Consider the following 12,395-nt stretch of genomic DNA (forward strand, 5'->3'; position numbering starts at 1 on the left):
GGCGACGCGGGTCGATACGGGTCGGTCACATCCTCTTCGACGCACCACGACCCACGACGTTCCTAGGACTGGCCGGGCTTGGCCGATTCGTGATCGCGGCGGCGGCCGGCGAGCAGCCCGAGCAGCCCGAGGACGCCGATGATCGTGCCCAGCACCAGCGACACGATGGCCAGCACGAGATGCACGATGAAGTACGAGGTCGGTGAGCCGTCGGCGGTCCACGCGTCGTCGCTGTCCCAGAGATTGCCGACGAAGGTCGTCCAGATGATCCACGACCACACGCCGAAGGCCAGCAGGAAGAGGGAAATACCGCGAGACATTCGCATACTTGGCAGTATCACCCCGGCTCAGCGGGCTAATCTGCACGGGTGCGCCGCACCGTTCCGCTCCGCGTTCTCCTCATCACACTGCTCACCGGCCTGCTCATGGTCACCGGGCAGCCCGCGCTCGCGCAGCGGACGACGGAACCACCCGCGCCACCGTGCCCGAACCGGGTGCTGCCCCCGCCGCCGGTCGACACGTCGGAGGAGCCGCCGCCCGGCCGGCCGTCACCCGCGCCGTTGCCGGTCGCGGACGAGCCGGCGGGCGGCGACCGCATGGCCGAGTGCGGCCTGGTGCTGCCCGAGGGCGCGCCCCCGCCGCCGCGTCCGCTCACGGCGGCGGCCTGGCTGGTGCAGGATCTCGACACCGGCGCGGTCCTCGCGGCCCGCGACCCGCACGGCAGGCACCGCCCCGCCTCGCTCATCAAGACGTTGCTGGCTCTGGTGGTGATCGACGAACTGGAGCCGGACCAGATAGTGGTGCCCACGCCCGAGGACGCCCACCAGGAGTGCACCTGCGTCGGCATCGTCTCCGGTTCCGAGTACACAGTGGACGAGCTACTGCACGCCCTGCTGATGCGCTCGGGCAACGACGTGGCCCACGCCCTCGCCACGGCGCTCGGCGGGGTGCCGACGGCGGTCCGCAAGATGAACGCGCTCGCCGCCAGCCTCGGCGCGACGGACACCCGCGCGGCAACACCATCCGGTTTGGACGGTCCGGGGATGACCACGTCGGCCTACGACATGAGCCTGCTGTTCCGCCACGCTATGAAGCAGCCCGACTACGCCGCGGCCGTCCGCACGCCGGTGATGCGGTTCCCCGGCGGCACCGGGCAGCCCGACTACCCCGTCTACAACGACAACCGGCTCCTGCAGGACTACGCCGGCTTCCTCGGCGGGAAGACCGGCTTCACCGACGACGCCCGGCACACCTATGCCGGGGCGGCCGAGCGTGACGGCATGCGCATCGGCGTCGTGCTATTGCGGGCCGAGCAGCGGCCGGTCCGCGTCTCCGAGCAGGCCGCGCGCCTGCTCGACTACGGCTTCGCGCTGGCCGCGTCGGGAACCGAGCCGGTCGGTGAGGTGGTGATCGGGCCGCGGAGCGACTCCGTCGACGCAACCACCACCGGCGGCAGCGATGACGCGGAGGCCACGGGCTCCACGCCTGCCGACCCGTTCGGCGCCACCGGCTGGATCATCACGGTGGTGGTGACGGTGCTCGTCGCGCTGGGCCTGATCGTCGCGCACCGGCGCGGGTTCCTGCAGCGGCCGGAGTAGTCAGCCGCCGCGAGCCTCTCCGGGCACGTCGGTGGTCACGTCCTGGGCGGTGTCGCCGACGTCGCGGGGAGGCAGCGTCTCCCGCGCGAACAGCCACAGCACGAACGCCAGCGCCGACACCCCGCCCGTGACGGCGAACGCGCCCGCGAAGGACCACTGTTCGGCGATGGCACCGGCCGCGAGCGGACCGACCACGGCGCCGACGTCGGCGGCCATCTGGAAGCCCGCCAGCACCGAGCCGCCGCGCGCCTTGGCGCCCAGCACGTCCGCCACAGCGGCGTTCTGCGCCGGGTTCATCGCGCCGGAGCCGACACCCGCGACGAGCGAGGCGGCGAGAAACACCCATTCGTTGTCGGTGAGCCCGAGGAACACCATGCCCACCGCGAGCAGCGCCGATCCGGCCACGGCGGGCAGCTTGCGTCCGTGCTCGTCGGCGAACCGGCCGGCGCCGAGCATCACGGCCGCGTTGGCGGCGGCGAACACCGCCAGCGCGATGCCGGTGAAGGACTCGCCCTTGGCCAGCACGGCCGTGACGAACAGCGGCATGAGCGACATCCGCACGCCCAGCACCACCCAGCCGTTGGCCAGGTTGGACAGCAGCGCCGCGCGGTAGGTCGGATGCCGCAGTGCCTCGCGGAACGTCATCGTCGGCTCGGTGTCGTCGGCCTGCCGGGCCGCAAGCTCGGAGTGCCGCAGCTGCCACCACACGAACAGCGTCGTCAGCACCAGCGCGAGCCCGTAGGCCAGGAACGGGGCTCGCAGCGAGACGGCCACCAGCGCACTGCCGAACACGGGCCCGGCGATGCCGCCGAGCAGGAAGCTCGTGCCCCACAGTCCGGACGCGCGGCCACGCAGGTGCACCGGCGAGATCCGGATGAGCAGGCCGATCGCGGACACGGTGAACATCGTCGAGCCGACCCCGCCGGCCGAGCGAAACAGCAGCAGCTGCCAGTACTCCGTGGCGAACGCGCAGGCGATGGTGCTGACGGCGACGATCGACACGCCCCACAGGTAGATCGGCCGCTCGCCGAACCGGGTCACCAGCCGGCCGCTCGCCGGGGCGAACGCCAACCGCACCAGTGCGAAGGCGCTCACCACGAACGACGCGGCCGTGAGCCCGACGTCGAAGCTCGCGGCGAAGTTCGGCAGCGCGGGCCCGATCAGCCCGTACCCGATGGCGATGAGGAAGCTGGCCCCCACCAGGACGTAGACCTCACGCGGCAGCTTGCCTCTGTCCGCCTCCGTCACCGTGTCGCTCACACTCACCCCTCCCAGGGGCGAGCTTAGTTCAGCGGCGTTTGCGCCCGAGCCAGGCGAGCAGCGCCCCGGCACCGAACGCGCCCGCGGCCACGCCCGCGCCCGGCCCGCGCTGCACGGTGACGTTCGGCCTGATCACGGCGGGTGGCGGCGGCTCGACGGTGCGCACGACGTTCTCCCGCGCCGTGGCCGTCCACGCGGTCACGAACAGCAGGAACCGCGACACGAGGTTGGCGAACACGAGCAGACCGATGATGGGACCGAACAGCGCCCCGCTCGGCGAACTGGTGACGCTCGCGAGGTAGTACGACCCGACGACCTTGAGCAGTTCGAACCCGAGCGCGGCGAGCACCGCCCCCTTCACCGCGCTGCGGGCGGTCACCTTCTCGCGCGGCAGCTGGGAGATGACCCAGATGAACACGAGCACGTTCGCCAGCAGCGACAGCACCACGGTGGCCATGCGCAGCCCGAACTGCGCCCAGCCCTGGTCCTCCAGGCCGACCAGCTCGAGTAGGAAACCGCCCGCGGCGCCGCCGATGGCGGTGAGCCCGAACGAGACACCCAGCGCGAGACCGAGACCGAGCAGCGCGAGCAGATCCTTGATCTTCGTGGACAGGAACGGCAGCTGTTTCTTCTCCTGGCCCCACTGCGCGGTGAGGGCGTCGCGGAGGTTGCTCATCCAGCCGAGCCCGGAGTAGGCCGCCAGCAGCAGCCCGAGCACGCCGATGCCCGCCCTCGACCTGATGGCCGCGTTGACGATCTCGGTGAGGAATCCACGGATGCCCTCCGGGGCGGAGGTGACGATGCCGTCGCGAATGCGCTCGAGTGCGGCGGCGTCGTTGCTGAGCACGAACCCCGCCACCGAGAAGCCGACCATGAGCAAGGGGAACAGCGACAGCACCGAGAAGTAGGTGATCGCGGCGGCGTAGTGGTTGCCGTACCGCTCGGTGAAGGCCTCGTTGGATCTGAACACGTGGTCCAGCCAGGGATGCCTGCGACGCAGTCGCGGCAGCAGTTTCTCCTGGTCCGCCTTCTGTTCTGCCACGCGCAGACGCTAACCGCGAGTGACGGACCTCGCAAACCGAGTGTGATCGCGATACACCACCACGAGGGTGCCGGGTCGCAGCCGGTCGAACAGCTCGTCCACGGACGGGTCGGTCATCCGCACGCACCCGTTGCTCGCCGGGTACGGCAGGACCGGCTCGCCGCCGTGGAAGGCGATGCCGTCGTAGGTGAAGTAGCTGGGCCGGTACAGCGGGCCGAGCGGCGCGTACCGCATGCCGTCGATCTGGCGCAGGATGTGGAACCGCCCGACCGGTGTCGCCTTCTCCGGCTCCGCGCCGGTGGACACGTCGTAGATCCTGCCGACCTCGCCGTCCACGACGGTGTAGGCGACCTGACGGGTCAGATCGACCTCCATGTGGAAGCCGGGCGAGCGGTCCCGAACAGCCGGCGTCACCGGATCGTCCAACGCGCCGGCGGTCGCGCGGCCAACCCGGCCGGTGGGCCGCAGCCCGTGCATCTTCTGGAACGCGACGACGGCGTGCCTGCCCTCGTCGTCCCACGTTCCGGTGACCTCCCGGATCTGGTATCCGAGGGCGCGCAGCCGGTGCTGCACTTCCCCGGTGCCAGGCAGGGGTGGTTCGAGTCGCGTGGTGGCGGCCCGTTCCAGCGATGCCTCGCCGACCGTCCGGGTGGCGCTCTCCGCCTCGACCTCCGGAGTGGACGGCGAGATCGCGACCCCGGCGAGCACAGCGGCCACGACGAGGCCCGATCCCAGGACCAGGCCCCGTCGCATCCCCCAGTGTGCCGCCATCGCTACTCGGCGAGCACCGGAGCCGGACGCAGCGTGCGACCGTACGTGGTGGTCCGCTGCCGCGACGGGCGTCCGGCGAGCTGCGCCAGATGATCGAGCTCCGCAATCGTGCGCGACGACCCGTGCTCAGAGCCTGCCATCCGCGAGATCGTCTCCTCCATGAGCGTTCCGCCGATATCGTTGGCGCCGCCATTCAGCACGCGGGCGGTGCCCTCGTCGCCGAGCTTCACCCAAGAACATTGCACGTTGTCGATGGCACCGTGCAAGGCCAATCGCGCGAAAGCATGCACCGCGCGGTTGTCCCGGACGGTCGGGCCGGGCCTCGCGACGCCCGCCAGATAGATCGGCGCGTTGTGGTGGACGAACGGCAGCGCGACGAACTCGGTGAACCCGCCGGTCTCCCGAGCGATCCCGGCCAGCACCCGGAAGTGCCCCAGCCAGTGCCCGGGATGGTCGACGTGGCCGTACATCATCGTGCTCGACGACGGGATGCCCAGCCGGTGTGCGGTGGTCACGACGTCGATCCACGTCCGCGCGGGCAGCTTGCCCTTGGTGAGTACCCAGCGGACGTCGTCGTCGAGGATCTCGGCGGCCGTGCCGGGAATCGAGCCGAGGCCGGCGTCGCGCAGTTCGGTGAGCCACTCCTCCACGCTGACACCCGCCTTCGACGCGGCCGACACGATCTCCATGGGCGAGAACGCGTGGACGTGCATGTCGGGCACCGCGGCCTTGATGGCGCGCACGATGTCGGCGTAGTAGCTGACGGGCAGCTTCGGGTCGATGCCGCCCTGCATGCACACCTCGGTCGCGCCCGCCTCGGCCGCCTCGACGGCCCGGGCCGCGACCTCCTCGGTGGACAGCCGGAACGCGTCCGCGTCGCGTTCCCGCTGCGCGAAGGCGCAGAACCGGCATCCGACGTAGCAGACGTTGGAGAAGTTGATGTTGCGGTTGACGACGTAGGTGATGTCGTCACCGACCACGTCGGCCCGCAGCTCGTCGGCCAGTCGCGTCATGGTCTCCAGCGCCTCGCCGTCGGCGGTCAGCAACGCCATCGCGGCGTCGGTGTTGGCCTCGTCCAGCAGCGCGGAGGGGTTTTCGGCGGCCAACCGCAGGCCCTCGCGCACGTCGGTGTCGAGCCGCTCGATCGGGGCCTGCCCTCCGTACGCGCGCTCGCGCAGCACGTCCCAGTCGCCGTAGACACTGTCGAAGTCACCGCGGCGGTCGGAGGTCCGGCCCTCGGTGTCGATGGCGGAGTTCAGGTCGGCACGACCGAAGGTGTCGAGGCCGCCGTCGGGCTCCTGCCAGCCGCGTCCCGTGACCGCCGCCCGCTCGTCGGCGAGACCGTCCTCTGTGGCCAGTGCCGACACGTGCGCGTGGAGCCGCACATCGATCCACTTCTCCGCGCTCCGCACGTACTTCGGGTAGACGGTGAGCCGTTCACGCAGGGTGAACCCGTTCTCGGCGGTCCAGCGGGCGAGCTCGTCGATCGCGGGCCACGGGCGTTCGGGGTTGACGTGGTCCGGCGTCACCGGGGACACGCCACCCCAGTCGTCGATGCCCGCGCGCAGCAGCAACGCGTGCTCCTCGCCCACGAGATTCGGCGGCGCCTGCACGCTCACCCCCGGCGGCATCAGCAGCCGGGCCACGGCCACGGTCGCGGCGAGGTCGGCGAGGTCGGCGTCCGGTGTGGACCGCATCGCGGTGTCCGGTTTGGACCGGAAGTTCTGGACGATGACCTCTTGGACATTGCGGTACTGCCGGGCGCGGGCGCGGATGGCGTGCAGCGACTCGGCGCGCTCGGTGAGCGTCTCACCGATGCCGACCAGGATTCCCGTCGTGAACGGGACTCCCACGCGGCCGGCGTCGTCGAGGACGCGCAGCCGGACGGCGGGCTCCTTGTCGGGGCTGCCGTAGTGCGGCCCGCCCTTCTCCGACCACAGCCGCTCCGCCGTAGTCTCCAGCATCATGCCCATGCTCGGCGCGACGGGCTTGAGCCGCTGCAGCTCCTCCCAGCTCAGGACGCCGGGGTTGAGGTGTGGCAGAAGCCCGGTCTCCTCCAGCACGGCGATGGCACAGGAGCGCACGTAGTCCACTGTGGAGTCGTAACCGCGTTCGTCGAGCCACTGCCGCGCCTGCGGCCACCGGTCCTCGGGCCGGTCGCCGAGCGTGAACAGCGCTTCCTTGCACCCGGCGGCCGCACCGGCACGGGCGATCTCGAGCACCTCGTCACGTTCGAGGTAGAGCGAGTGCAGCTTGCCGGGCACACTGACGAACGTGCAGTAGTGGCAACGGTCGCGGCACAGGCGGGTGAGCGGGATGAAAACCTTGCGGCTGTAGGTCACGATGCCCGGGCGGCCCTGGTCGGCGAGATGGGCGTCGCGGACCCTGCTCGCCGCGGCCAGCAGCCGGTCGAGGTCCTCGCCGCGGGCGTGCAGCAACACCGCGGATTCGGTGACGTCGAGTGGCACCCCGTCGGCGGCACGCTTGAGTGCCCGGCGCAGAGCGGAAGGCGAAGGTGTCGGTTCGGCCGGCGCGATCGAGACAGGATCAACCATATCCCGAGACTAGGCGCGTGCCGTCGTGCCCGCTAACGGCCGGAACTGTGACAGATCACTCCGCCAGCGTGGAGACCGGGACGCTCTCGGCGGCGACCTCGACCCGCGAATCGGCCTGCGTGGCCACCGCCTCGGCGCGGGCCTTGCGCCGCTGCCGCAGGACACCCGCCGTCATGCCGAGCACACCCAGCACGATGGCGATGAGGCCGACCGGGCCCAGCAGTCCGAAGGTCATCGCGTTCGGTTCGGGTTGCGCGGCGAACGCGGTACCCGCGCCGACGGTGATCATGCTCACCGGCACGCTCACGGCAACAGCCACCGCTCGCAACGCACGCGCCGCCGGATGAGCCGGCTCCTGGACAGAGTTGTCCACCGGGGTGCCTCCCGAATCGAGACCGTTCCTCGCAGCACTCACCCGGAAGGATGAGTACCGTCGCGAAGAGGCTACAGACAGTGTCAATGCCGGCAGCCTCCGTCACGACCCGGCAGAGACTAGCGACCCTGCCGGGCTAACCCGTGCATGGGGTCCGGGTTGCCGGTGTCCTCCCAGCTCACCGGGGCTGTCCGCGTGGCGGCTCCCGGCCGGCCGCAACGGTCACCGGAGCGCGACCGGACCGGTGCGAGGAGTGACCGAAATACCGGGGCCGCGTACGTGCGGGGTGGGAGGCCGACGATGCCGCCGAGATGCGCGCTCGATCGGCATCGGCTGCCGCCTCGTCGAAGCAGACGGCGCAGTCACCTCCACCAGGGCAGGCACACGGTCGCCGAGCACTGCCACACGAGCGCGTCGTCGGCTGCCGCCTGGCCGCGGACGAGGATGGTTGCGGAAGGCCACGATCCGACGAAAATCAGGCACCTGCGCGGAACCGCCACCCCGCCCGGGCGTACCTACCCGAAGCGGACGACCTTGGCCCGGCCCCGAGCTCGGCACCGGCGGCGTAGGCGATCGCCCAGCGGCTGCCTTCCGGATCGGCGAAGCAGGCCGACCTGCCGCCCCACACACAGCCGCTCCTGCGGCGCGGCGACGGCGCGCCCGCCTGCCGGGCACCGACACAACGGGCCCGTCCGGCGACCGTCACCGCGTTCGGCAAGCCGGCCGGGTCGCGCTCAGACGTCGTAGGTCACCGTGAGCGGCGCATGATCCGACCAGCGCTGGTCGTAGGACGGGGCGCGCTCCACCCGCGCCTCCGTCGCGCGGTCGGCCAAGCCGGGCGTGGCCACCTGGTAGTCGATGCGCCAGCCGGAGTCGTTGTCGAACGCCTTGCCGCGGTAGGACCACCACGTGTACGGCCCCGGGCCCTCCGGGTCGAGCCTGCGCTGGACGTCGACGTAACCCGCCTCGCCGAACACCCGGTCCAGCCACGCGCGCTCCTCGGGCAGGAAGCCGGAGTTCTTGCGGTTGCCCTTCCAGTTCTTGAGGTCGATCTCGGCGTGCGCGATGTTCCAGTCGCCCACGACGAGCACCTCGCGTCCCGCGGCCCCGGCCTTGTCCCGCAGCTCGATCAGGTACGGCAGGAACGCGGCCATGAACCGTTCCTTCTCCTCCTGGCGGGGTGTGCCGACGTCGCCGCTCGGCAGGTACAGACTCGCGACGACCAGGCCAGGCAGCTGCATCTCGACGTAGCGCCCGCTGTCCTCGAACTCGGCCTCGCCGAAGCCCACGCGGACCGCCTCGGGCTCGATCCGGCTGTAGAGGCAGACGCCGTTGCGGCCCTTGAGCGAGCACGCGGCGTGGGCGGCGTGCCAGCCTTCCGGCTCGGCCAGGTGCGCGGGCAGGCTGTCGGCGTCGGCGCGTACCTCCTGGCAGGCGACGATGTCGGCGCTGGTCGCCGCGAGCCACTCGGTGAAGCCCTTCTTGGCCGCGGCGCGCAGTCCGTTGACGTTGACGGTCGAGACAGTCAGCACGCCGGGCAGGCTACCCGCCGGCGCCGACGTCATCACCGCACCGGCCCGCTCGGCAGACCCCCGCTAGCCGCAGGAGGCGCCGTCCACCGGTTCGAGGAACTCGTCGGCGGCCCACCGGTTCTCGTCGATCCGACGGAAACCGTTCTGCACGACTTTCGTCGCCTCGGTCTCGGCGTCCTGCTCGAGCTTGCCGACGATCTCGCCCTGCAACGACGGTGCCGAGCGCACGTTGAGGATGTCCGCGGTGACGGTGACCGTGCAGCCGCCGGATGCGGAGCCCTCGGCGCCGGAGGACCGCTGGTCCGAACCGATCGCGTAGATGACGACCACACCCACCAGCACGGCGAGAATGATCAGCGTCCTTTTTGGTATGCCGAGTACCACGAGTGCTCCTTGCGTGCTGCGACAGGCACTGCTGCGAGCAGGGTAAGGGCAGCCTATGTCCGGCCGACAGGGCCGGGTGGCTCAACCACTCGTGTTGGGTAACGGCCACATCACACTCGGTGAGCAGCGATGGCGGTCAACAGCGGGTCGAGTGCCTCCAGGCGATGCCCGCTGACCACCGCGTCGCAGTACGGCCACGCTGCCGCCATCCCGCCCGCCAGGGGCCGGTAACCCGGTTTCGAAGTCCTCGGATTCACCCACACGACGCGGTGGGCCAGCCGCGAGAGCCGCGCCATCTGCTCGCCCAGCTCACCTGGGTCGCCGGCCTCCCAGCCGTCGGAGATCACGACGACGACCGCGCCCCGCGCCATGCCGCGCGAGCCGAACCGGTCGAGGAACTCCCGCAGCGTCGCACCGATCCGGGTACCGCCGGACCAGTCCGGCGCGGCCTTGCCCGCCTCGCTCACCACGGTCGCCGGGTCGGTGCGCAGGACGTGGGTGACCCGCGTGAGCCGGGTGGCGAAGGTGAACACCTCGGCGTCCGCGCCGCCGGCCGCGCACACCAGCAGTTGCAGCATCGCACGCGCGTGCGCCTGCATGGACCCGGAGATGTCGCACAGCACCACGAGCCGACGCGGTCTCCACCGGCGGACCTGCCTGCGCAGCAGTACCGGTTCGGCGCCGGTGCGACGGGCACGGCGCAGGGTCTCGCGCATGTCGAACCGGGCGCCGGTGGCCGCGGTCCGTTCCCGCCGGGACCGGCGCAGCGGCGTCGCGATGCGCAACGCCCGCATGGCTTCGGCGAGCCGGGCGAGCTCGTCGGCGTCGAGGTCGGCGAAGTCGCGCGAGGCCAGTCGTTCCACGGCCGAACCCGCCGTCGGCGCCTCCACCTCGCGGCGGCCGTCCCGCTCGGCATCGCCGGAGCCGGTCTCGCCGAACCCAGACGAACCGGCGACGGACTCGGTGGCCGCCGCGGTGCGCACCCGCTGTGGTGGGGTGGGCGCCGCCTCGGGGAGGTCGTGGGCGACCCGCGCGAAGACGGTGCCGAAGACGCGGCCGAGAATCTCGGCATCCCCCGGCCCGGCGGTGAGGGTCGCCAGCGCGCACAGGTACAGCTGCCGCGTGTCGGCGGGCGACACGGTGAGCACGGCGCGCGTGAACCGGGCCGCCCGGTCGGGCCCGGCCGCGAGCCCCGCCGACCGCAGTTCCGCGCAGAACCGCGCGACCAGCTCAGCGAACATCACCCGCCGCCTCGGTGCGCATCGCCCGCCGCCTCGGCCAGTCCCGCGGCCTCCGCGGCATGCCGGTCCTCCTCGTACTTGAGCACCGCCGAGAGCGTGTGCCGCAGCGCGCCGGCGTCGAGATCGGTCACGCCCAGCACGTGCAGGGCGCTCGCCCAGTCGATCGCCTCGGCCACGCCCGGCGGCTTGTACAGGCGCAGCTCGCGCAGGCGCGACACGGCACGCGCGACCCGGTCGGCCAGCCACTCCGCGGCATCGGGCACGCGGAGCCGGATGATCGCCGCGACGCGGTCGACGTCGGGGTAGGCGATCCAGTGGTACAGACACCGCCGCTTGAGCGCGTCGTGCAGCTCGCGCGTGCGGTTGGACGTCAGCACGGCGATCGGCGGGACGACGGCGTGCCGGGTGCCGAGCTCGGGGATGGTCACGGCCGCCTCGGCGAGCAGCTCGAGCAGGAACGCCTCGAACTCGTCGTCGGCGCGGTCGACCTCGTCGATCAGCAGGACCGCCGGGCGCGGGCCGGGATGGTCGATGGCGGCCAGCAACGGCTTGCGCAGCAGGTAGTCGTCGGTGAACAGGTCGGACTCGGCGAGCGGCCCGCCCCGCGCCTCGGCGAGCCGGATCGCCAACAGCTGCCGGGGGTAGTTCCACTCGTACAGCGCGTCGGCGGCGGCGAGGCCCTCGTAGCACTGCAGCCGGATCAGCGGCGTGTCCAGCGCGCGGGCGAGCGCCTTCGCCGCCTCGGTCTTGCCGACCCCCGGCTCACCCTCCAGCAGGATCGGCTGGCGCATCCGCACGGCGAGGAACAGCGCCGTGGCCAGGGCGTCGCCGGTGAGATAACCGGCGTCGCCGAGTGCGCGGACCAGCGCGGCGACGTCGGCGGGCTCAGCCATCGGTGAGGTAGCGGGCCGGGGAGTCGGTGAACGCGTGCGCGCAGCCGGGTCCACAGAAGTGGTACGTCCGCCCGGCATGGGTCACGTGCGGTGCGCCCGCGGCGACCGCCACGCTCATGCCGCACACCGGGTCGATCGCCTCGGCGGGCGCGGCCACGGGCTCCGGCTCGCGCGCGGGCCTACGCGGGCGGCTCGCGATCAGCTCCGCGTACACCGACAGCGCGATCTCCTCGGGAGTCCGCGCGCCGATGTCGAGCCCGGCGGGTGTGTGCACTCGCTCGACGCCGGGGACGTCCAGCGCCGCGAGCACCGCCGCACCGCGGCGCGGGCTGGCGATCAGTCCGATGTAGGCGATGTCGGTGCGCAACGCCGCGCGCAGCACGTCCTCCTCGTCGTGGCCGTGCGAGGCGACGAGCACCGCCTCGGCGTCGGCCGGCGGTTCGGCCGCGGGGTCGGCCTGCCGGACGTCGTAGCCGAGTGCCTCGCCGACCGTGTGCAACGCTCTCGCGATCGGCGCGTCGCCGAGCACCTCGATCAGTGCCGGCGGCAGCTGCGGCTCGAGGAAGATGTCCACTTCCCCGCCGGACAGGCACGGATTGGCGACCGTGACCATGCCTTCTACAGTGGACTCCCCGCTGGGCTCCGGGGTGATCCGCAGCAGGGTCGATTCCCCCGTGCCGAGCAGGCGCATGCCGTGCAGCCGCACCGTCGACTCGGCGCACGTCCCCCCCGACGAACCCCTCGAT

12 protein-coding genes are annotated in these 12,395 nt (G+C 71.8%); 1 reads left to right on the forward strand and 11 read right to left on the reverse strand.

Annotation, left to right across the window (positions count from 1 at the left end; translation table 11 throughout):
* Positions 1–62 precede the first annotated feature (62 nt).
* Positions 63–326 (reverse strand): SCO4848 family membrane protein, encoded by a 264-nt coding sequence (locus ACFSZT_RS00140; RefSeq protein WP_377393799.1) that lies wholly within the window; start codon positions 324–326, stop codon positions 63–65.
* A 99-nt stretch (positions 327–425) separates the two neighbouring features.
* Here ACFSZT_RS00140 and ACFSZT_RS00145 point away from each other — a divergent pair, with 99 nt between their 5' ends.
* Positions 426–1,598 (forward strand): D-alanyl-D-alanine carboxypeptidase family protein, encoded by a 1,173-nt coding sequence (locus ACFSZT_RS00145; RefSeq protein WP_377393849.1) that lies wholly within the window; start codon positions 426–428, stop codon positions 1,596–1,598.
* Here ACFSZT_RS00145 and ACFSZT_RS00150 read toward each other — a convergent pair whose 3' ends face one another.
* The 10 genes from ACFSZT_RS00150 to ACFSZT_RS00195 all read right to left on the reverse strand — a co-directional run bounded on the left by ACFSZT_RS00150 (position 1,599) and on the right by ACFSZT_RS00195 (position 12,355).
* The gene (locus ACFSZT_RS00150) at positions 1,599–2,858 is read right to left on the reverse strand and encodes an MFS transporter (protein ID WP_377393797.1); all 1,260 of its coding nucleotides are present in this window, start codon (positions 2,856–2,858) and stop codon (positions 1,599–1,601) included.
* A 28-nt stretch (positions 2,859–2,886) separates the two neighbouring features.
* Complete coding sequence (yhjD, locus tag ACFSZT_RS00155) at positions 2,887–3,900, reverse strand: inner membrane protein YhjD (RefSeq protein ID WP_377393795.1); 1,014 nt, start codon at positions 3,898–3,900, stop codon at positions 2,887–2,889.
* Between the two features lie 9 nt (positions 3,901–3,909).
* Positions 3,910–4,671, reverse strand: a complete 762-nt coding sequence (locus tag ACFSZT_RS00160) for a L,D-transpeptidase family protein (RefSeq protein WP_377393793.1) — start codon at positions 4,669–4,671, stop codon at positions 3,910–3,912.
* A gap of 2 nt (positions 4,672–4,673) precedes the next feature.
* On the reverse strand, positions 4,674–7,226 hold the full coding sequence (locus ACFSZT_RS00165; protein WP_377393791.1) for a bifunctional FO biosynthesis protein CofGH: 2,553 nt from the start codon (positions 7,224–7,226) through the stop codon (positions 4,674–4,676).
* A 55-nt stretch (positions 7,227–7,281) separates the two neighbouring features.
* The gene (locus ACFSZT_RS00170; protein WP_377478127.1) at positions 7,282–7,599 is read right to left on the reverse strand and encodes a hypothetical protein; all 318 of its coding nucleotides are present in this window, start codon (positions 7,597–7,599) and stop codon (positions 7,282–7,284) included.
* A 734-nt stretch (positions 7,600–8,333) separates the two neighbouring features.
* Positions 8,334–9,131 (reverse strand): exodeoxyribonuclease III, encoded by a 798-nt coding sequence (locus tag ACFSZT_RS00175; RefSeq protein ID WP_377393787.1) that lies wholly within the window; start codon positions 9,129–9,131, stop codon positions 8,334–8,336.
* 63 nt (positions 9,132–9,194) lie between these two features.
* A complete protein-coding gene (locus ACFSZT_RS00180; RefSeq protein ID WP_377393785.1) occupies positions 9,195–9,515 on the reverse strand; it encodes an SH3 domain-containing protein in 321 nt (106 codons plus the stop codon).
* Between the two features lie 110 nt (positions 9,516–9,625).
* Entirely contained in the window at positions 9,626–10,756 is a 1,131-nt protein-coding gene (locus tag ACFSZT_RS00185) for a vWA domain-containing protein (protein WP_377393783.1), read from the reverse strand.
* The gene (locus tag ACFSZT_RS00190; protein ID WP_377393781.1) at positions 10,756–11,649 is read right to left on the reverse strand and encodes an AAA family ATPase; all 894 of its coding nucleotides are present in this window, start codon (positions 11,647–11,649) and stop codon (positions 10,756–10,758) included. The genes ACFSZT_RS00185 and ACFSZT_RS00190 overlap by 1 nt, the downstream gene beginning before the upstream one ends.
* Entirely contained in the window at positions 11,642–12,355 is a 714-nt protein-coding gene (locus ACFSZT_RS00195; protein ID WP_377478129.1) for an XdhC family protein, read from the reverse strand. Before ACFSZT_RS00195 ends, ACFSZT_RS00190 begins: the two co-directional genes overlap by 8 nt.
* Between the last annotated feature and the right edge of the window lie 40 nt (positions 12,356–12,395).

The sequence above is a fragment of the Prauserella oleivorans genome, from assembly GCF_042685745.1.
Taxonomy (GTDB): Bacteria; Actinomycetota; Actinomycetes; order Mycobacteriales; family Pseudonocardiaceae; genus Prauserella_A; species Prauserella_A oleivorans.

What these genes read in the sequence shown, in the direction of transcription:
- ACFSZT_RS00190 (WP_377393781.1), bottom strand. Translation starts at nt 11,649, where the DNA reads ATGGCTGAGCCCGCCGACGTCGCCGCGCTGGTCCGCGCACTCGGCGAC.
- ACFSZT_RS00185 (WP_377393783.1), bottom strand. Translation starts at nt 10,756, where the DNA reads ATGTTCGCTGAGCTGGTCGCGCGGTTCTGCGCGGAACTGCGGTCGGCG.
- ACFSZT_RS00145 (WP_377393849.1), top strand. Translation starts at nt 426, where the DNA reads ATGGTCACCGGGCAGCCCGCGCTCGCGCAGCGGACGACGGAACCACCC.
- ACFSZT_RS00160 (WP_377393793.1), bottom strand. Translation starts at nt 4,671, where the DNA reads ATGGCGGCACACTGGGGGATGCGACGGGGCCTGGTCCTGGGATCGGGC.
- ACFSZT_RS00165 (WP_377393791.1), bottom strand. Translation starts at nt 7,226, where the DNA reads ATGGTTGATCCTGTCTCGATCGCGCCGGCCGAACCGACACCTTCGCCT.
- ACFSZT_RS00140 (WP_377393799.1), bottom strand. Translation starts at nt 326, where the DNA reads ATGCGAATGTCTCGCGGTATTTCCCTCTTCCTGCTGGCCTTCGGCGTG.